The following is a 19,757-nucleotide window of genomic DNA, read 5'->3' as shown; positions in this document are numbered from 1 at the left end:
GTGACCGAACAGACCCTTCCCCCCGTGCTCGCGGAGATCAGCGAGGAGTTCCTCGCTGTCGGCGAGCCGGACCGGCTCCAACTCCTGCTCGAGTTCTCGCGAGAGCTGCCCGCGCTGCCGACGCGGCTCGAGGAGCACCCCGAGCTCCTGGAGCGCGTCGCCGAGTGCCAGTCCCCCGTGTTCATCGTGGCCGAGGTGACCGACGGGGCCGTGCACCTGCACGCCACGGCGCCCGAGCAGGCTCCGACGACGCGCGGCTTCGCGAGCATCCTGGTTCAGGGGCTCGACGGTTTGACGCCTCAGCAGGTCCTCGACACGCCCAATGACGTGGCGCATCGACTCGGCCTCGCGAAGGCGATCTCCCCGCTCCGCCTCGCGGGTATGTCGGGAATGCTCGCGCGCATCAAGCGCCAAGTGGCCGCGCGCACCGCCTGACCAGCCGACCGTCGCCTCAGAGCGCGCTGATCCAGTCCGCGATGGCGTAGTTCCAGCCCTCCTCGTCGTAGTTCCAGATGCGCGCGTGACGAGCGGTGTGGAACGTGACGAGTGAGACGAGGTCGGGTCGCGCCTCCGCGAGGGCCTTCGAGCCGTCGGAGGGCACGAAGCCGTCGTCGTCGCTGTGCAGGATGAGCACGGGGTGCGTGAGAGCACCGGCGGACGCGACCACGTCGAGCGAATCGAGGTCGACGGGTTGCTCGAGGCCGGTCAGCCGCCGCCCCCATTCGTGCGCGATCGCCTGCAGCGCGGCGTCTCGGAGGACCCCCGGGATGCGCGACGCCGTGGCCTGGAACGCGAGGACGCGGTGCCAGTCGACCACGGGCGAATCGAGGACGAGCCCGACGATGCTGTCGGCGCGATCCGACCGGAGCACCGTCTGGAGGGCGATCGCGCCGCCCATCGACCAGCCCATGAGCACGATGCGTCGCGCACCGCGCTCGATCGCGAGGTCGATCGCCGATTCGATGTCGCGCCACTCGGTGGAACCGAGTCCGTAGCGCCCGTCGATACTGCGGGGGCCCTCGCCGTCGTTGCGGAAAGACACCAGCAGCGAGGTGTACCCCGACCGCGCGAAGACGGGTACGGCGCGCAGTCCCTCGGCCCGTTGGGATCCGTGACCGTGGATCTGGATCACCCAGTCCGCACCGACACCGTCGGCGGAGGGAACGACCCACGCGGGTGCCGCCCCGAGCGGAGTCGCGATCGACACGTACTCGTACTCGACGCCCAGCTCGCGGGGGTGGCGGTAGAACCAGCCGCTCATGCCCGCGGCGACGTCGCCCGGCACGCGTGCGAGGTTCGAGGAGAGGACCTCTCGCGTCACGGTCCGGTCGCTCTGCGAGAGGACGTCACCGACCTTCACGTAGGGCTCGGAGCCATCGATCCAGACCCCGTAGCGGCCGGGGACGACGGTGTCGGCGTCCGCTCGCAGCGTGATGGTCCGACCTGGCCGGTCGACGGCCACGATGTGCGCGTTGGCGGGGCGCTTCTTCGGCGGCACGACGACCTTGCGGGACACCGTCGACACGAGTGCGAGGAAGGCGGCGGCCGCCGACGAGGTGACGGCGAGAGCGGCGAGTACGGCTGTGGTGCGGGACGTCCCGGCGGTCTCCCCCGGGCGACGAACGGCGTGCCTCTGAGCTTTCATCGTCACATCACTCTAGTCTGCCGACGTGGCAGAGTTTCCGATCGCCGACGGCGCACCGACCGTATTCGCCGCCGCGCGCGACGCCGTGCGCGGCGCGCGCATGAGAGACGAGCTCGTCGTCTCGGAGATCCCGGCCCCCGCGCAACTGGCTCCCCACGCCGTGGCGTTCGCGGCTGACGTCCGCCCGTCACGTCACGGCGTGGACTCGGAACTCGGCACCGGGCGGTTCATCCTGCTCTACGACCCCGACGAGCCGGAGGCGTGGGGCGGACCGTTCCGCGTCGTGTGCTTCGCGCAAGCGCCGCTCGAGACGGAGATCGGGCTCGACCCCTTCCTCGCCGACGTCGCCTGGTCGTGGCTCGTCGACTCCCTCGACGCCCTCGGAGCGCAGTATTCGTCCGCGTCCGGGACCGCGACGAAGATCCTCTCCTCGGGCTTCGGCGAGCTCGCCGAGCACGGCGACGGCGCGCAGATCGAGTTGCGGGCGTCGTGGTCGCCCGGCGACGGCGACATGACGGCTCATATCGAGGGATGGGGCGAGCTGCTGTGCCTGCTCGCGGGACTTCCGCCGCTCGGCGCCGAGGGTGTCGCCTCACTCGACCTCCGGAGGAACACGCGTGACTGAGCGCACGGTCATCGACACCCGCGAGTCCTACCTCTCCGCCGTCGACGCAATCGCGGCCGGGAACGGACCGATCGCCGTGGATGCCGAACGGGCGAGTGGTTTCCGCTACTCGCAGCGCGCCTACCTCATCCAGGTGTTCCGCCGCGGGTCCGGCGTGTTCCTCTTCGACCCCCCGGCCATCGGCGACTTCGGCGAACTGCAGGCGGTCATGCGCCCCGAGGAGTGGGTGCTGCATGCCGCGAGTCAGGACCTCGCGTGCCTGCGGGAGGTCGGACTCGACCCGGAGCGGATCTTCGACACGGAGCTCGCCGCTCGACTGCTGGGGATGCCCCGCGTCGGGCTCGCGACCGTCGTAGAGGAGAAGCTCGGCGTCGTCCTCCGCAAGGAGCACTCGGCGGCGGACTGGTCGACGCGACCGCTCCCGGAGTCGTGGCTCGAGTACGCGGCCCTCGACGTCGAGCTCCTCGTCGACGTCCGCGACGCCCTCGAGGCGGACCTCGTCACGGCCGGGAAGACCGACATCGCCCGGCAGGAGTTCGAGGCGACGATCGCTCGTCCCGAACGCGCCGCGCGTGTGGACCCCTGGCGCCGCTTGAGCGGAATCCATGCCGTGCGGGGCGGTCGCGGCCTCGCCGTCGCCCGCGAGCTGTGGGAGACGCGCGACGCCCTCGCCCGTGAACTCGACGTCGCCCCCGGCCGTCTGATCCCCGACGCGTCGATCGTCGCAGCCGTACGGTCCCAGCCGACGTCGATGAGGGCCCTCGCGGCGCAGAAGGACTTCTCCGGTCGCGCGAGCCGATCGGAACTCGAGCGCTGGTGGGCGGCCATCGAGCGCGGCCGTACCCTCGTCGACCCACCGGTGCCCCGCGGCACGGGCGAGACGATGCCCCCGCCTCGTGCGTGGGCCGAGCGCAACCCGGAAGCCGATGCCCGACTGAAGAGCGCCCGCCCCGCGGTCGTCGCGATAGCCGAGGAACTCGACCTCCCGGTCGAGAACCTCCTCGCCCCCGACTTCCTGCGTCGGCTCGCGTGGACCCCTCCGGACCCCGTGACAGCCGAGACGATCGCGGAGGTCCTCGTCCAACTGGGCGCACGGCCGTGGCAGATCGAGGCGACTGCGCAAACGATCGCCGACGCCTTTGTCGAAGCACACCAATCGCCGGACGACACGCACTCCGACCCGTCGTAGAAAGAGTCAAAGGATTGGGTCGCTCACCGACGCCTTCCTAAGATCGGGGCGTAATCCGAAAAGGAGGCACTGTGGCCGGGAACAACGACGTCTACTTCGTCGACGGAGTACGCACGCCCTTCGGGCGAGCTGGCGAGAAGGGCGTGTACTGGGACACGCGAGCGGACGATCTGGTCGTCAAGGCGATCATCGGGCTCATGGAACGCAATCCCAGCGTGCCGAAGGAACGGATCGACGAGGTCGCCATCGCGGCGACCACTCAAGTGGGCGATCAAGGACTCACGCTCGGTCGCACCGCTGCGCTCCTCGCGGGACTCCCCCGCTCGGTGCCGGGCTTCGCGATCGACCGCATGTGCGCCGGTGCCATGACGAGCGTCACGACGACGGGCTCGGGGGTCGCCTTCGGCGCTTACGATCTCGCGATCGCCGGCGGCGTCGAGCACATGGGACGGCACCCGATGGGATTCGACGCCGACCCCAACCCGCGTTTTCTCTCCGAGAAACTCGTGAGCGGCGACGCCCTCAACATGGGCGTCACGGCCGAACGGATCCACGACCGCTTCCCGGTGCTCACGAAGGAGCGGTCCGACCGCTACGGGATGCGCAGCCAGCAGAACGTCGCCGCGGCCTACGAGGCCGGCAAGATCCAGCCGGACCTCGTGCCCGTCGCCGTCCGCGGCGCGGCCGGGTGGGGCCTCGCGACGACGGACGAGGGCATGCGCCCCGAGACGACGATGGAGGGCCTCGCGACGCTGCGTACGCCGTTCCGCCCCCATGGCCGTGTGACGGCGGGCAACGCCTCTCCCCTCACGGATGGCGCAACGGTGAGCCTGCTCGCGTCCTCCGACGCCGTCGCCGAGTTCTCCCTCACCCCGAAGATGCGGATGGTCTCGTTCGCCTTCGCGGGCGTGGAGCCCGAGGTCATGGGCCTCGGTCCGGTGCCCTCGACCGAGAAGGCCCTGCTGAAGGCCGGGCTCTCGATCGAGGACATCGGTCTCTTCGAGCTCAACGAGGCGTTCGCCGTCCAGGTGCTCTCGTTCCTCGACCACTTCGGGATCGACGACGACGACCCCCGCGTGAATCCGTGGGGCGGCGCCATCGCGATCGGCCACCCGCTCGCGGCCTCCGGCGTCCGGCTCATGATCCAGCTCGCCCGTCAGTTCGCCGAGCGTCCGGACGTGCGTTACGGCATCACGGCGATGTGCGTCGGCCTCGGGCAGGGCGGCACCGTCATCTGGGAGAACCCGAACTGGAAGGGAAAGAAGTAGCAGCATGAACGACTACGAATCGATCGATTTCGCGCCTCTCGTCGCCCTTTCGGACGACGAGGTCGTGACGCACTCCTTCGTGCGCGACGTGCCCCTCTCCGGTGGGCGGACCCTCGCCCTCGTGACGCTCGACAACGGGCGCGACCACACACGACCGAACACGCTCGGCCCGACGACCCTGCTCGAGCTGCGCGATGTGCTCGACGCGTTGCGCGAGCGCGCCGCCCGAGGCGAGATCCACGGTGTCGCCGTCACGGGCAAGCCGTTCATCCTCGCAGCCGGCGCCGACCTCAGCCAGGTCGACCGGATCCCGGACCGCGCGACCGCCGCCCTCCTGCCGAAGCTCGGTCACGACGTGCTCGGTCGTCTGGGCGACCTCGGCGTGCCGAGCTTCACCTTCGTGAACGGGCTCGCGCTCGGCGGCGGCCTCGAGATCGCGCTCAACGCCGACTACCGGACGCTCGATCTCTCGGCCCCGGCGATCGCTCTGCCCGAGGTCTTCCTCGGCTTGATCCCCGGATGGGGTGGCGCGTACCTCCTGCCGAACCTCATCGGGATCGAGAACGCGCTCAAGGTCGTCATCGAGAACCCGCTCAAGAACAACCGGATGCTGAAGCCGGCCGACGTGCTCGAGCTCGGCATCGCCGACGTCGCCTTCTCCCCCGCGACCTTCCTCGAGGAGTCCATCCGGTGGGCCGACGCCGTCATCTCCGGCTCGATCGTCGTCAAGCGTCCCCACGTTCCCGGCCGCATCGAACGGGCCGTGAAGTGGGACGCCGCCGTGAGCATCGCCCGCAAGCAGGTCGCCTCGCGACTCGGCACCGTGCAGAAGTCACCGTACGTCGCTCTCGACCTCCTCAAGGCCGCGAAGTCGGGGACGAAGGCCGAGGGATTCGCTCGCGAGGACGATGCTCTCACCGATCTCATCTCGGGCGATCAGTTCCGCGCGAGCGTCTACGCGTTCAACCTCGTGCAGAAGCGCGCGAAGCGTCCAGCGGGAGCGCCGGACCCGAAGATCGCACGCAAGATCACCAAGGTCGGCGTGATCGGCGCGGGCCTCATGGCGAGTCAGTTCGCGCTCCTGTTCGTCCGCCGTCTGCAGGTGCCCGTCGTCATCACCGACCTCGACCAGGCACGCGTCGACAAGGGCGTCGCCTCGATCCGCTCGGAGATCGAGACGCTGCGGTCGAAGGGACGCATCTCGAGCGACGAGGCCAACCGGCTCAGCGCCCTCGTCACGGGAACGACCGACCGCGCCGACTTCGCCGACGCCGACTGGGTCATCGAGGCCGTCTTCGAGGAGCTCTCCGTCAAGCAGGAGGTCTTCGCCGACATCGAGAAGCACGTCGGTCCCGAGACGATTCTCGCGACGAACACCTCGTCGCTCTCGGTCGAGCGTATCGGCGAGAAGCTCGAGCACCCGGAGCGACTCGTCGGCTTCCACTTCTTCAACCCTGTCGCCGTCATGCCTCTCATCGAGGTCGTCTCCGCACCGGCCACCGACGACGTCGCGCTGTCGACGGCGATGGTGACGGCGAAAGCACTCAAGAAGAACGCCGTCATCACGCGCGACACCCCGGGTTTCGTCGTCAACCGGGTCCTCGCCAAGGTGCTCGGAGAAGCGATGCGGGCCGTCGACACGGGAACGTCGTTCGTCGACGTCGACGCGGCGATGGCACCGCTCGGCCTCCCCATGGCCCCGTCGGCCCTCCTAGACCTCGTCGGGCTCACGGTCGGCGCACACGTCCTCGACACCCATCACGCGGCCTTCCCCGACCGGTTCTACCGATCCGACAACCTCCACAAGCTCGCTGAACACGGCACCCTTCTGGAACGGGACAAGTCGGGCAAGGTGACCGGTTTCGACAAGGGGGCGCTCAAGATCGTGTCGGGCGGCGGCACGCCGACACCCGGCGACGACATCCTGCGCCGACTGCAGGACGGGCTCGCCGACGAGATCCACCGGATGCTCGAGGACGACGTCGTGCACGCGGCCGAGGACATCGACCTCTGCATGATCCTCGGTGCCGGTTGGCCGTTCCAGATGGGCGGAGTCACGCCCTACCTCGACCGGGTCGGGGCGAGCGAGCGCGTCTTCGGCGGCACCTTCCACTCCCCGCGCATCGCCGGCGTCAGCTGAGCGATCGAACCGCCTGAACGACGAGGGCCCGGCCGCCACGGCCGGGCCCCTCGTCGTTCCGCCGCCCCGTCTCGGCGGCGACCGAACCGCTAGGAGTGCTGCTCGTCCGGGGACGCCCCGATGCCGTCGAACCGGTCGGCGTTGACCTCTCCGTCGTCGCCCACGTCGGCGAGGGGACGCGCGACCGGGATGCGGGTCCCGAGGACTTGAGAGACGACCCCGCGCGCGATCGCTCGAGCGGAGAGACCGACCTCCTCCAAGATCTCACCGCGTGACGCGTGCGACAGGAAACGGTCCGGGAGGCCGAGCTCGTCGACGGGCGTATCGATGCCGGCCGCACGCAGATCCTGCCGGACCCTCGTGCCGATTCCTCCGACCCGGATGCCGTCCTCGAGCGTGATCACGAGCCGGTGCGCCGCGGCGAGCTCGACAACCGCCTCCGGGACCGGGACGACCCAGCGCGGATCGACGACCGTCGCCCCGATGCCGTGGGCCTCGAGAAGACGGGCGACGTCGAGCCCCAATCGGGCGAACGGGCCGACGGCGACGATGAGCACGTCCTTACCGCTCGACCGCGCGAGCACGTCGACGCCCCCGGCGATCCTCTCGACAGCGAGGATGTCCTCCCCCGCCTCCCCCTTCGGGAACCGCAGGACGGTGGGGCCGTCATCGATCGCGACGGCCTCGCCGAGCTCCTCGGTGAGGCGTGCACCGTCACGCGGAGCGGCGATGCGGATACCGGGAACGGACTGGAGGAGCGCGAGGTCCCACACACCGTGGTGGCTCGGCCCGTCGGGACCGGTGACGCCGGCACGATCGAGCACGAAGGTGACGCCGGCGTTGTGAAGGGCCACGTCGAGCAGGGTCTGGTCGAACGCTCGGTTCATGAAGGTCGCGTAGACGGCGACGACCGGGTGCATCCCGCCGAACGCGAGCCCGGCCGCCGACGTGACGGCATGCTGCTCGGCGATCCCGACGTCGAGGACGCGTTCGGGAAAGCGCTCGGCCATCCGGTGGAGCCCGGTCGGCCTGAGCATCGCGGCGGTGATGCCCACGAGACGCTCGTTCGACGCGGCGAGGCGCACGAGCGACTCGCCGAAGACGTCGGTCCACGACAGCCCGGCGCCGGTGTCGAGCGGCTCTCCGGACTCGGGATCGATCTTGCCGACGGCGTGGAACTGATCGGCGACGTCGCGGCGTGCCGGCTCGTAACCGCGCCCCTTCTCCGTGATCGCGTGCACGATGACCGGTCCGCCGAAGTCGCGAGCCTGGGTGAGCACCTCCTGCAGCGCCGTCATGTCGTGCCCGTCGACCGGGCCGAGGTACTTGATGTCGAGGTTGGAGTACAGCGCCTCGTTGTTGGCGAACCGCGAGAGGAAGCCGTGGGCACCGCCGCGGACGCCGCGGTAGATGGCCCGACCCGGAGCGCCGAACCGCGCGAAGACCTGCTCGCTCGATCGGTGCAGGGATCGGTACGTCTTCCGCACCCTGACGTCGTTGAGGAAGCGCGCCATGCCGCCGATGGTCGGGGCGTAGGAGCGACCGTTGTCGTTGACGATGATGACGAGACGACGGGTGTTGTCGTCGCTGATGTTGTTGAGCGCTTCCCACGTCATCCCGCCGGTGAGGGCACCATCTCCCACCACCGCGACGACCGTGCGGTCGTCCTGGCCCGTCATGGTGAAGGCACGGGAGATGCCGTCGGCCCAGGAGAGGGAGCTCGAGGCGTGCGAGCTCTCGACGATGTCGTGCTCCGACTCGGAGCGCTGCGGGTACCCTGCGAGCCCCCCGCGCTGACGGAGGGCTGAGAAGTCCTGCCGTCCCGTGAGCAGCTTGTGCACGTACGACTGGTGACCGGTGTCGAAAACGATCGCGTCCCGGGGCGAGTCGAACACACGGTGGAGGGCGATGCTCAGCTCGACGACTCCGAGATTGGGTCCGAGGTGGCCGCCCGTCCTCGACACCTCTGCGACGAGGAAGCGTCGGATCTCCCGGGCCAGCTCGTCCAGCTGACGGGGACTCAGCCGGTCGAGGTCGCGCGGACCGCCGATGCCGTCGAGAAGTGCCATGCCGTCCCTCGCTTCCACTCGTCGGTCGGTCCCTCCACTCTACGCAGAGCGGCGGACAACGAAACGGCGACCGGCCCCGCTCGCGCGGAACCGGTCGCCGTGGTACTCGACGGACCCGGGGTCAGACGAGGCTGCGGAGGACGTACTGGAGGATTCCGCCGTTGCGGTAGTAGTCGGCCTCGCCAGGCGTGTCGATCCGGACGACCGCGTCGAACTCCACGACGGACTTGCCCTCGGGCGAGTGCTCGGTCGGCTCGGCGACGACGTGGACCGTGGACGGCGTCACGCCGTCGTTGAGAGCCTCGAGACCCGTGATCGAGATCGACTCGGTGCCGTCGAGTCCCAGGGACTCCCACGACTCCCCCGCCGGGAACTGCAGCGGGACGACACCCATGCCGATGAGGTTCGAGCGGTGGATGCGCTCGAAGCTCTCGGTGATGACGGCCTTGACGCCGAGGAGGCTCGTGCCCTTCGCGGCCCAGTCGCGGCTCGACCCGGAGCCGTACTCCTTGCCGCCCAGGACGACGAGCGGGGTGCCCTGCGCCTGGTAGTTCTGCGAGGCGTCGTAGATGAACGACTGCGGGGCGTCCGGCTGCGTGAAATCGCGCGTGTAGCCGCCCTCCACGCCGTCGAGCAGCTGGTTCTTCAAGCGGATGTTCGCGAACGTGCCGCGGATCATGACCTCGTGGTTGCCGCGACGCGATCCGTAGGAGTTGTAGTCCTTCCGGGCCACGCCGTGCTCGTCGAGGTAACGGCCGGCGGGGCTGTCGCCCTTGATGGAACCGGCCGGGCTGATGTGGTCGGTCGTGACCGAGTCCCCGAGCTTCGCGAGGACGCGGGCACCGGAGATGTCCGAGACGGGCGTCGTCTCCATCGTCATGCCGTCGAAGTACGGGGGCTTCCGCACGTAGGTCGACTCCGAGTCCCACTCGAAGGTCGCACCCTCGGGCGTCGAGAGCGAGCGCCACCGCTCGTCACCGTCGAAGACGGCGCTGTACTCGTGCGTGAACATGTCCTTGTTGATCGACGAGTCGATGGTGTCCTGGACCTCGCTCGCCTCGGGCCAGATGTCCTTGAGGAACACGTCGTTGCCGTCGCTGTCCTTACCGAGAGCGTCGACCTCGAAGTCGAAATTCATCGATCCGGCGAGGGCGTATGCGATGACGAGAGGCGGGCTCGCGAGGTAGTTCATCTTCACGTCGGGGTTGATGCGACCCTCGAAGTTCCGGTTGCCCGAGAGCACCGCGGTCACGGCCAGGTCGTTGTCCTGGACGGCCGTCGAGATCTCGTCGAGCAGCGGGCCGGAGTTACCGATGCACGTCGTGCAGCCGTAGCCGACGGTGTAGAAGCCGAGCTCCTCGAGGGACGAGGTGAGGCCGGCCTTCTCGTAGTAGTCGGTGACGACCTTGGATCCCGGGGCGAGGGTCGTCTTGACCCACGGCTTGACCTTGAGGCCCTTCTGGGCGGCGTTGCGAGCGAGGAGGCCTGCGGCGAGCATCACCGACGGGTTCGACGTGTTGGTGCACGACGTGATCGCCGCGATCGCGACGGCGCCGTGGTCGATCGTGAACTCGGGACCGTCGGCCAACTCGACCTTCGTGGGCTTCGACGCCGTGCGCGGCGCGTGACTGTGCGCGGCGAACTGATGGTGGTGGCTGACGTCCTGCTCCGCGGGGGCGTGAGCGCTCTCCTCGTCCTGCGGCGTGAAGCCGATCGGGTCGGAGGCGGGGAAGGTCCCCTCGACGGCGGCGTCGACCTGCGAGTGTCCGGGCGTCGTGTAGTTCTCGAGGTCGATCTCGAACTGCGACTTCGCGGACGAGAGCTCGATGCGGTCCTGGGGACGCTTCGGGCCGGCGATCGACGGGACGACGGTCGCGAGGTCGAGCTCGAGGTACTCGCTGAACGCGGGCTCGACCTCGGGGTCGTGCCAGAGCTTCTGGGTCTTCGCGTAGGCCTCGACGAGAGCGATCTGCTCCTCGCTGCGTCCCGTGAGGCGGAGGTAGTCGAGCGTCACGTCGTCGATGGGGAACATCGCGGCGGTCGAGCCGAACTCGGGGCTCATGTTGCCGATCGTGGCGCGGTTCGCGAGAGGGACCTCCGCGACACCGGCGCCGTAGAACTCGACGAACTTGCCGACGACGCCGTGGCGACGCAGCATCTGCGTGATCGTGAGCACGACGTCCGTCGCCGTCACGCCCGTCGGGATCGCGCCCGTGAGCTTGAAGCCCACGACCTTCGGGATGAGCATCGAGACGGGCTGACCGAGCATGGCGGCCTCGGCCTCGATACCACCGACGCCCCAGCCGAGAACACCGAGTCCGTTGACCATCGTGGTGTGGGAGTCGGTGCCGACGCACGTGTCCGGGTAGGCGCGGAGGACGCCGTCGACCTCGCGCGTCATGGTGACGCGCGCGAGATACTCGATGTTGACCTGGTGGACGATTCCGGTTCCCGGCGGGACGACCTTGAAGTCGTCGAAGGCCGTCTGGCCCCACCGCAGGAACTGGTAGCGCTCGCCGTTGCGCTCGTACTCGAGCTCGACGTTGCGCTCGAGGGCGTTCTCCGAGCCGAAGAGATCCGCGATGACCGAGTGGTCGATGACCATCTCGGCCGGGGCGAGCGGATTGATCTTGTTGGCGTCTCCGCCGAGCGCCTCGACGGCCTCGCGCATGGTGGCGAGGTCGACGATGCAGGGCACACCGGTGAAGTCCTGCATCACGACGCGGGCCGGCGTGAATTGGATCTCCGTGTCGGGCTCGGCGGTGGGAACCCAGCCGCCGAGAGCACGGATGTGCGACTCGGTGATGTTCGCCCCGTCCTCCGTGCGGAGGAGGTTCTCGAGCAGGACCTTCAGACTGAACGGGAGCTTCTCGTGCCCCTCGACCGCGTCGATGCGGTAGATCTCGTAGTCGGTACCGGAGACGTGGAGCGAGTCCTTCGCTCCGAAGCTGTTGACCGTTGACACGATGCCTCTCCTTCGTCGGCGCCGTCGGCGCGCTCATGTCAATCTTGGATTCCCCGAGCGCCCCCGGCTAGCAAGGAGGACCTAACTTCCGTGCCGACTCCGGTGCCGCTCGATCGAACCGCGATTTATCTCGATGTCGAGATAAATGCTACCGCAGGTCCGACCCCGCCCGGTCCGTCGGACTCGCGCTCCGACGAAGGACCGAACGGATGACGAGCACCGTCACGACGAGCACCGGGGCGTAGAGCGGGACCCCCATGACGAGGCGCGTCGTGCCGAGGGCCTCGATCGATCCGGAGAAGTAGAGAGGGAGTTGCACGATGAGGCGGAGGGCGAAGAGGCCGCACCACGCGAGCGTCAGGGCAGCGTAGATCCGGCGCAACCGGACGTCGGAGCGCCAGGTGGAACCCGTGCCGGCGAGCAGACCGGCGATCACGCCGATGAGGGGCCAGCCCGCGAGGACGGAGGCGAGAAGCACGGCGAGGTACGCGCCGTTCGTCCAGAAGCCGGGGACGTAGTAGTCCTCCGGACGATTGTTGAGCAGCGCGAGGACCGCCGAGAGGGCGATCCCGAGGAGGCCGCCGATCGCGGGCGCCGCCGGCTGACGCTGGATCGCCCGGACGGCGATGAAGAGGACACCGACGACGACGGGCACGACGATCGAGAGGACGAGATCCTTCGTCAGCGTGAACGCCACGAGGAAGACGAGACCAGGGAGCATCGCCTCCGCGATGCCACGCAGGCCCCCGATGGCGGCGAGCACGGCACGACCGTCGAGGGATTCCGACTCCGAGAGCCGCCCGATCCCCGAGGCTCGCGCTGCGCCCTCGAGTCGCTTACGCGCGTCGTCCTCAGACCGCGGCTCTGCGGCATCCGCTTGCTCGGCCACCGCTACTTCTCGGCGGCGTCGGCCGATGCCGGCATCTTCAGCGGGATGAGATCCCGCGGAGGCATCGGCTGCGTACCGCGCACGACGACGACGCTGCGGAAGAGGTCCTCGATCTGCTCGGCGGCATCGGGAGACGTCGTGCCGGCACCCGCGATCACACCGCGGAGGAACCAGCGCGGCCCGTCGACGCCGACGAACCGGGCGGTGCGACTCGTCGCGCCCGTGCCGTCGGCCGACGCGACCGGCACTTCAGCGCGCAACTCGGGCCCGAAGGGGCCGTCGACCTCGGTGACCGTGCCGCCCTGCCGGGTGATCTGATCGACGATCTGCGTGCGCGTCTCGTGCCAGAGGCCCGTCGAACGCGGCGCAGCGAAAGGCTGCACCTGCAGCGTGGATCCCGCGTAGTCGAGTCCGACCGCGACGATGCGCTTCGAGCTCTCCTCGACCTCGAGGCGCAGGTTCAGGCCCTCCCTCGGCAGGATCTTCACGCCGCCGAGGTCGATGTAGGGGCGGACCGCATTGGCCTCGGCCTCGTCGAACGGCCCGTTCTCGGCGCGGTCCTCCGGACCCGATTTCGCATCGAGCTCGGGGTCGGGCTCGTCGCCGGACGCGGCGATCTCGTCGACGACGTCATCCGTCGGCTCCACCGTCTCGACGCTCGTGGCGTCGAGTTCCGTGGTCTTCTTCTTGCGCTTCACCGTGTTGCTCCTGTCTGCGTGCCGTACCCGCTCGAGCCGAAACCGCCCTCACCCCGGGCGCTGCCCGGGAGGGTCTCGACCGGAACGAAGCGTGCCCGGGTGACCGGCATGACGATCATCTGGGCGATCCTGTCACCCACGGCGATGTCATACGGTTCTCGGGAGTCCGTGTTGAGCAGCGTGACCTTGATCTCGCCGCGGTATCCGGCATCGACCGTACCGGGCGAGTTGACGATCGTGATGCCGTGCTTCGTCGCGAGCCCGCTGCGCGGGACGACGAACGCGGCGAAGCCGTCGGGCAACGCGATCGACACACCCGTGCCCACGAGCGCCCGTTCCCCGGGCTCGAGCCGGAGCGATTCGGCCGAGCGGAGGTCCGCCCCCGCGTCGCCCGGATGTGCGTAGCTCGGGAGTTCCGGCGCGATAATGAGAACGTCAACGCTTTCGGTCACGTGTCGAGGGTAGTGCAGAACATCGAACGAAGTGGGTGCGGTGCGGTATCGCGAAAGACTCTGGCCGGCGCGATGGATCCTGATCGCGGCTCTCCTCGTCATCCCCGCGAGTGCGCTCGTCTTCGCGCCGCTCTCGTGGACCGTCGGGATCGTCGTCGGGGTCGCCCTCTACGCTGCGTGCGTGGTGCTCTACGTGGTCGCGGGCGCCCCGGTCGAGGTGAGCGACGACTCGTTCCGAGCGGGTCGAGCGAGTATCGAGTTGCGCTACGTCGCGGGTGCGACGGCCTTCACGGGTGCCGAGGCGACGGCCGAACGCGGACCGCGACTCGATGCCCGGGCGTTCCTCCTCCTGCGGGGCGGAGTCGACGGGCTCGTGCGTGTCCACCTGTCGGATCCGGCCGACCCGACGCCGTACTGGCTCGTCTCAACGAGAAGCCCCGACCGGCTCGTTTCCGAGTTGATCGGGGCTGTCGCTTCGAGAGAGTGACGTCAGGCGGCGCACTCCGCGCACATCGGGCCGAGCTTCGTCTCGTGGTCGAACTGCGATCGGTGCTTGACCAGGAAGCAGTTGACGCACGTGAACTCATCGGCCTGCGGCGGGAGGACGACCACGTCGAGGTCGAGGTCGGAGAGGTCCGCGCCCGGCAGGTCGAAACCGCCGGGGTTGTCCGCATCCTCGACGTCGACGGCGCCCGACATCTTGTCAGGAACGCGCTCCTTGAGGGCCTCGATCGACTCTGAGTCGTCTTCGGTCTTCCGCGGGGCGTCGTAATCGGTTGCCATACCCGTCCAAATCTGCTGTGTAGTCCAGTGAAATCGCGGCGTCAGTCTGCATCAATCGACTGCGAATAGCAAACCGATGTGCCGGCCTCCGACCGCGCTTCCTGATCAACTTCCGGCACGCCATCGCTATTCCCTGAAATCCGCGTCATCCCGTGTGAGTATGAGGCGTCCGGAACTGATCCTGGAAGGCAGGCACATGCAGGATTTGAAGGTCGTCGGAGTGGAAGACGGGGCCCTCGTCGCCGCGACGGAGAACGGCGAACGGTACCGAATCGTCATCGACGAAGTACTGCACTCGTACGTGCGTCCCCCGCGTCTCGAGCAGAACACGGGCCCGCGCATCAGCCCGAAGGACATCCAGGCCCACATCCGGTCTGGCATGTCGGCCGAGGAGGTCGCCGAACTCACGGGCGCGACGCTCGACTACGTCCGTCGCTTCGAGCGCCCGGTCCTCGCCGAACGCGAGCACATCGTCGGTCAGGCGCTCAGCGTCCCTGTCATCGCGCCGATCGAGGCGGCGGACGGTGAGGAAGCCACGTTCGGGGCCGCCATCCGAGCCCGACTGGAGTCGCTCTCGGCGACGGGCGAGCGCTGGACGAGTTGGAAGGACGCCGAGCACGGCTGGATCGTGAAGGTCTCTTTCACCTCCGGCGAGGTCGACCACGACGCCCGCTGGACGTTCGAGCCCAAGCGTCAGACCCTCTCGCCGCAGAACTCGGAGGCGATGACCCTCTCGCGGCAGGGCGAGATGCCGAACGGCCTGATCCCCCGGCTCCGCGCCGTCGAACCGGACCGACACACGCACGACGACTCACGCTTCGACAGCGGAGCGTTCAAGGTGGAGCGTACGACGGGTGACGACGAGCTCGTCGCGGTCCTCGAGCCGCTCGCGTTCGGTCGTCCGCAGACCTCCTCGAAGGCGGCAGCAGCGGCCGCCGTCAATCGAGGAGAGGACGGAACGCCGTCCTCAACGCAGACGGCCGACCTCCTCGAAGCGCTGAGGAAGCGCCGCGGAGAGCGCGAGCCCGCCGACTACCGCGGTTCCGACGCTCCGTCTCCGACGGCCACGCCCTCACAGCTCTTCGACATCCCGCTGGACGACGCCGACGAGACCCCCGCGCCCACTCCCGAGCTCACGAAGCCTCCGGCACCGCCGGCCCGCAAGGGCCGCACATCGATGCCGTCGTGGGACGAGATCGTCTTCGGCGCGCGCACCGACGAGGACTGAAGGCACCGGGAGACCCACGGCCCGCGTCCGAGCGATCGGACGCGGGCCGTGTCGTGTCATCGGCGCCAGGCGCCGAGACGGATGACGGGGACCGAGCGCTCCTCGGGAGTGAGAGACCCGTGCTGGCCCACCATTCCGCGTCCGGGGTCGTCCGCGTGGCGGTCGTCATAGAAGGCGATCCTCCGGCGTGGCGCGACGAGGACGTCACCCATCCGCTCGCGCGCTTCGACGGACACCTCGGTCCCGAACCATCCCGCCGCGATCGCGTCGTCCCGCGCCGTGATCCAGGAGGAATCGCCGAAACGTTCCTCCCACGCCGCCACGACGTTCGGCGCGTCGTCGGGGTGCTCGAGCCCGAGGTGGAGGAAGCGCGGCTCCCCCGCGACGTGACGCACTCCCGCCATGACGTCGGTGTGCTGCGAGAGCAGCACGTGGGAGTCGTGCGGAATGTCGAGCATGCCGTGGTCGGCCGTGATCATGATCCCCGTCCGCCGGGGCACTGCCGACTCCAGGACCGCGACCTCCGCGTCGAGGTACTCGAGAGCCGTCATCCACTCGGAGCTCTCGACGCCCCCCTTGTGGCCCGCCTTGTCGAGCTCGGGGACGTATACGTAAGTGAGGGTGCGCTCGGCACGGGCGCGCTCGGCGGCGATCGCGAAGCGCCGGGCGACGTCGTCCTCACCGACGTACGGGGCTCCGCGGAGGATCGCGCGCGTGAGTCCCGAGCCGGCGAACTTCGTGGGCCCCACCGCGACGGCCGAGACGGGTCCGTCGGCGATGCCCTCGAACACGGTCGGGCTTCGCTGCCAGGTCTCGGGGAGCATCCGGTCGTCCCAGCCCGACAGCTGGTTGACGACGCGGTCGTTCCGGCGGTCGATGGCGCGGTATCCCACGAGGCCGTGCACCCCTGGCCACGCTCCCGTGAGGATCGTCGTCAGGGCGGCGGCGGTCGTGCTCGGCACCACCGAGTCGATCGAACGGGCCCGTGCGGCGACGAGCGTACGCGCGTGACCGGCGCGATTCGCGAGGGCCTGGGCTCCGAGGCCGTCGACGACGATCACGACGACGGCCCGGGCGGCGGGCAGGCCCAGCCGCCCGCGTCGACCGTCGAGAGCCGAGACCGAATCCGGAAGAACGTCGGCAAGGCTCACGGCGCCGGGTTTCACGATGGGTAGCATGGTCGGCATCCGGGCCAGTCTCCCACACCCGTCCGGCCCCTTCTCCCCCACCCGCTCCCGCACGGAAGCAAGGAATGACGCCCAGAAACACCGATTCCACTCGCCCGGCGAGTCCCGCCGGCGACGAGATCGCCGAGCGCATCGAGGACGTCGACGTCTCGACCGAGATGCAAGGGTCCTTCCTCGAATACGCGTACTCGGTCATCTACTCCCGGGCTCTCCCCGATGCCCGCGACGGACTCAAGCCGGTGCAGCGGCGCATCCTGTTCCAGATGACGGAGATGGGACTCCGTCCCGATCGGGGACACGTCAAGTCGGCTCGCGTCGTCGGCGAGGTCATGGGGAAGCTGCACCCGCACGGTGACACGGCGATCTACGACGCCCTCGTCCGTCTCGCCCAGCCCTTCACGCTCCGAGTGCCGCTCGTCGACGGCCACGGCAACTTCGGCTCGCTCGACGACGGCCCGGCCGCTCCCCGATACACCGAAGCGCGACTCGCCTCGTCGGCCCTCGCGCTCACGGAGGGCCTCGACGAGGACGTCGTCGACTTCATCCCGAACTACGACAACCAGTTCACGCAGCCCGACGTCCTGCCGGCCGCCTTCCCGAACCTGCTCGTCAACGGCGCGAGCGGCATCGCCGTCGGCATGGCGACGAACATGGCCCCGCACAACCTCGTGGAGGTCATCGGAGCGGCCCGCCACCTGCTCGCGCATCCCGATGCGAGCCTCGAGGACCTCATGGAATACGTCCCCGGCCCCGACCTGCCGTCGGGCGGCACCATCGTCGGTCTCGACGGCATCCGCGACGCGTATGCGACCGGTCGAGGCGCCTTCAAGACGCGGGCTCGCGTGAGCGTCGAGAACATCACGGCCCGCAAGGCGGGTCTCGTGGTGACGGAGCTCCCCTACCTCGTCGGTCCGGAGAAGGTCATCGAGAAGATCAAGGACGGTGTCGGCTCCAAGAAGCTGAGCGGCATCTCCGACGTCACGGACCTCACCGACCGCACGCATGGGCTCCGGCTCGTCATCGGAATCAAAACGGGGTTCAGCCCCGAGGCCGTGCTCGAGCAGTTGTACCGCTACACACCCCTCGAGGACTCGTTCAGCATCAACAACGTCGCCCTCGTCGACGGCGGGCCGCGGACACTCGGCCTCCGCGAGCTGCTGCAGGTCTACGTCGCGCACCGACTCTCCGTCGTCACGCGTCGTTCGCGCTACCGACTCGACCGACGCCGTGAGCGTCTGCACCTCGTGGAGGGACTCCTCGTCGCGATCCTCGACATCGACGAGGTCATCCAGGTCATCCGCGCGAGCGACGACACCGAGCAGGCCAGGACCCGGCTCATGGAGGTCTTCGACCTCTCCCAGATCCAGTCCGAGTACATCCTCGAGTTGCGCTTGCGCCGTCTCACGAAGTTCTCGCGCATCGAGCTCGAGGCGGAGCGGGACGCCCTCCTCCGCGAGATCGACGAGCTCGAGGCGCTGCTCGGCTCCGACGCCGCCCTGCGCGCCCTCGTCTCCGCCGAGCTGGAAGAGATCGCCGAGCGATTCGGTACACCGCGGCGGACTCTTCTCACCGCGGCCCGCCCGAGCATCGCGTCGACCTCGCGGTCGAAGAACGCGCCCGTCCTCGAGGTCGCCGACGTCGCGTGCCGCGTCTTCCTCTCGACGACGGGGCGCATCGTGCGCGTCGACCTCGCGGAGGGGTCCGACGCCATCGTCCCGCCCTCTCGGCGGTCCAAGCATGACGCGATCCGGTCGGCGCTCGACACGACGAGCCGCTCGGAGATCGGGGCCATCACGTCACGCGGGCGCATGGTTCGCTTCAGCCCCGTCGACCTCCCCGTCGTCCCGCCGCAGAGCGTGCAGCTGGGCGCCGGCGTCAAGGTCGCCGACTATCTCGCCCTGACGGATCGCGCCGAGAAGGTCCTCGCGCTCGTCGCCCTCGACGAGCAGCGCCCCATAGCCCTCGGAACCGCCGCCGGCATCGTCAAGCGCGTCGCGCCGGGCGAGTGGCCCGCGCGTCCCGACGTCGAGGTCATCTCCCTGAAGCCCGGTGACACTGTGGTGGGCGCCGCCACGGCCGCCGACGACGACGAACTCGTATTCGTGACGGACGACGCGCAACTGCTGCGCTTCGCTGCGTCCTCCGTGCGCCCGCAGGGCCGCTCCGCCGGGGGCATGGCGGGCATCAAGCTCGCGAGCGACGCCACCGCCGTCCACTTCGGTGTCGTCCCCGCCGGCTCCGAGGCCGTCGTCGTGACCGTGGCGCACAACTCCACGACCCTCGACGGCACCGATCCCGGCAGTGGCAAGGTCTCGGAATTCTCCGAGTTCCCACCGAAGGGTCGCGCGACGGGAGGCGTCCGCGCGCAGCGCTTCGTCCGGGGCGAGGATCGGCTCGCCCTCGCCTGGGTCGGCGTCCCGCCCGCTCGCGCGCTCGGCGCCGACGGCGCCCTCCGGACGCTCCCCGACGCGGGCGCGAAGCGCGACGCCTCCGGAACGACGCTCGACGCCGCGGTCGGTTCGATCGGCGCCCCGATCGCCTGAGCACGCGGCAGAGGGGTCGCTCGATCGGGACCCACGCCGCTCACGGGGACCCGCGAGCCGATGGGCCGCCGCCCGT

General features: G+C 69.3%; 16 protein-coding genes. 8 read left to right on the top strand and 8 right to left on the bottom strand.

Going from position 1 to position 19,757, the window contains the following annotated elements; all coding sequences use genetic code 11:
* Positions 1–435 carry a SufE family protein gene (locus ELQ90_RS06145; RefSeq protein ID WP_243696040.1) on the top strand — a complete coding sequence of 145 codons (435 nt, stop codon included), beginning with the start codon at positions 1–3 and terminating at the stop codon, positions 433–435.
* Positions 436–451: 16 nt separating this feature from the next.
* Here the strand turns inward: ELQ90_RS06145 and ELQ90_RS06140 are convergent, their stop codons facing one another.
* On the bottom strand, positions 452–1,645 hold the full coding sequence (locus tag ELQ90_RS06140) for an alpha/beta hydrolase family protein (protein WP_128494392.1): 1,194 nt from the start codon (positions 1,643–1,645) through the stop codon (positions 452–454).
* Positions 1,646–1,670: 25 nt separating this feature from the next.
* Between ELQ90_RS06140 and ELQ90_RS06135 the strand changes: the two genes are divergently transcribed.
* From ELQ90_RS06135 to ELQ90_RS06120, 4 genes are all read left to right on the top strand, one after another.
* Positions 1,671–2,270, top strand: coding sequence for a DUF3000 domain-containing protein (locus tag ELQ90_RS06135; protein WP_424980797.1), 600 nt, complete (start codon positions 1,671–1,673; stop codon positions 2,268–2,270).
* On the top strand, positions 2,263–3,459 hold the full coding sequence (locus tag ELQ90_RS06130) for an HRDC domain-containing protein (protein ID WP_128494391.1): 1,197 nt from the start codon (positions 2,263–2,265) through the stop codon (positions 3,457–3,459). Before ELQ90_RS06135 ends, ELQ90_RS06130 begins: the two co-directional genes overlap by 8 nt.
* 71 nt (positions 3,460–3,530) lie before the next feature.
* On the top strand, positions 3,531–4,727 hold the full coding sequence (locus ELQ90_RS06125) for a thiolase family protein (protein WP_128494390.1): 1,197 nt from the start codon (positions 3,531–3,533) through the stop codon (positions 4,725–4,727).
* A 4-nt stretch (positions 4,728–4,731) separates the two neighbouring features.
* A complete protein-coding gene (locus ELQ90_RS06120; RefSeq protein WP_128494389.1) occupies positions 4,732–6,867 on the top strand; it encodes a 3-hydroxyacyl-CoA dehydrogenase NAD-binding domain-containing protein in 2,136 nt (711 codons plus the stop codon).
* A gap of 89 nt (positions 6,868–6,956) precedes the next feature.
* On the opposite strand, the gene dxs is transcribed toward ELQ90_RS06120, so the two are convergent.
* From dxs to dut, 5 genes are all read right to left on the bottom strand, one after another.
* Entirely contained in the window at positions 6,957–8,936 is a 1,980-nt protein-coding gene (dxs, locus tag ELQ90_RS06115) for a 1-deoxy-D-xylulose-5-phosphate synthase (protein ID WP_128494388.1), read from the bottom strand.
* A 121-nt stretch (positions 8,937–9,057) separates the two neighbouring features.
* Positions 9,058–11,901: an aconitate hydratase gene (locus ELQ90_RS06110; RefSeq protein ID WP_128494387.1), complete on the bottom strand. Its 2,844-nt coding sequence runs from the start codon at positions 11,899–11,901 to the stop codon at positions 9,058–9,060.
* Positions 11,902–12,049: 148 nt separating this feature from the next.
* Positions 12,050–12,790 (bottom strand): DUF3159 domain-containing protein, encoded by a 741-nt coding sequence (locus tag ELQ90_RS06105; protein WP_128494386.1) that lies wholly within the window; start codon positions 12,788–12,790, stop codon positions 12,050–12,052.
* 2 nt (positions 12,791–12,792) lie between these two features.
* Complete coding sequence (locus ELQ90_RS06100) at positions 12,793–13,407, bottom strand: DUF3710 domain-containing protein (RefSeq protein WP_128494763.1); 615 nt, start codon at positions 13,405–13,407, stop codon at positions 12,793–12,795.
* A gap of 77 nt (positions 13,408–13,484) precedes the next feature.
* Positions 13,485–13,940 (bottom strand): dUTP diphosphatase, encoded by a 456-nt coding sequence (dut, locus tag ELQ90_RS06095; protein WP_208020580.1) that lies wholly within the window; start codon positions 13,938–13,940, stop codon positions 13,485–13,487.
* Between the two features lie 40 nt (positions 13,941–13,980).
* Between dut and ELQ90_RS06090 the strand changes: the two genes are divergently transcribed.
* On the top strand, positions 13,981–14,427 hold the full coding sequence (locus ELQ90_RS06090; RefSeq protein ID WP_243696039.1) for a DUF3093 domain-containing protein: 447 nt from the start codon (positions 13,981–13,983) through the stop codon (positions 14,425–14,427).
* Between the two features lie 2 nt (positions 14,428–14,429).
* Here the strand turns inward: ELQ90_RS06090 and ELQ90_RS06085 are convergent, their stop codons facing one another.
* Positions 14,430–14,723 carry a DUF4193 domain-containing protein gene (locus ELQ90_RS06085; protein ID WP_128494383.1) on the bottom strand — a complete coding sequence of 98 codons (294 nt, stop codon included), beginning with the start codon at positions 14,721–14,723 and terminating at the stop codon, positions 14,430–14,432.
* A 196-nt stretch (positions 14,724–14,919) separates the two neighbouring features.
* On the opposite strand from ELQ90_RS06085, the gene sepH reads away from it, so the two are divergent.
* On the top strand, positions 14,920–15,951 hold the full coding sequence (gene sepH / locus ELQ90_RS06080; protein WP_128494382.1) for a septation protein SepH: 1,032 nt from the start codon (positions 14,920–14,922) through the stop codon (positions 15,949–15,951).
* Between the two features lie 56 nt (positions 15,952–16,007).
* On the opposite strand, the gene ELQ90_RS06075 is transcribed toward sepH, so the two are convergent.
* Positions 16,008–17,138, bottom strand: coding sequence for an alkaline phosphatase family protein (locus tag ELQ90_RS06075; RefSeq protein WP_243696038.1), 1,131 nt, complete (start codon positions 17,136–17,138; stop codon positions 16,008–16,010).
* Between the two features lie 65 nt (positions 17,139–17,203).
* Between ELQ90_RS06075 and ELQ90_RS06070 the strand changes: the two genes are divergently transcribed.
* On the top strand, positions 17,204–19,681 hold the full coding sequence (locus tag ELQ90_RS06070) for a DNA gyrase/topoisomerase IV subunit A (RefSeq protein WP_128494381.1): 2,478 nt from the start codon (positions 17,204–17,206) through the stop codon (positions 19,679–19,681).
* The last annotated feature ends 76 nt before the right edge of the window (positions 19,682–19,757 follow it).

Source organism: Labedella phragmitis, assembly GCF_004078635.1.
In the GTDB taxonomy this organism is placed as follows: domain Bacteria; phylum Actinomycetota; class Actinomycetes; order Actinomycetales; family Microbacteriaceae; genus Labedella; species Labedella phragmitis.
This window is presented reverse-complemented; position numbering and strand designations above follow the sequence as displayed.

Excerpts from the sequence above, each read along its gene's own strand:
- ELQ90_RS06140 (WP_128494392.1), bottom strand. The coding sequence starts at position 1,645 with ATGAAAGCTCAGAGGCACGCCGTTCGTCGCCCGGGGGAGACCGCCGGG.
- ELQ90_RS06120 (WP_128494389.1), top strand. The coding sequence starts at position 4,732 with ATGAACGACTACGAATCGATCGATTTCGCGCCTCTCGTCGCCCTTTCG.
- dxs (WP_128494388.1), bottom strand. The coding sequence starts at position 8,936 with ATGGCACTTCTCGACGGCATCGGCGGTCCGCGCGACCTCGACCGGCTG.
- ELQ90_RS06085 (WP_128494383.1), bottom strand. The coding sequence starts at position 14,723 with ATGGCAACCGATTACGACGCCCCGCGGAAGACCGAAGACGACTCAGAG.
- sepH (WP_128494382.1), top strand. The coding sequence starts at position 14,920 with ATGCAGGATTTGAAGGTCGTCGGAGTGGAAGACGGGGCCCTCGTCGCC.
- ELQ90_RS06075 (WP_243696038.1), bottom strand. The coding sequence starts at position 17,138 with ATGCCGACCATGCTACCCATCGTGAAACCCGGCGCCGTGAGCCTTGCC.
- ELQ90_RS06070 (WP_128494381.1), top strand. The coding sequence starts at position 17,204 with ATGACGCCCAGAAACACCGATTCCACTCGCCCGGCGAGTCCCGCCGGC.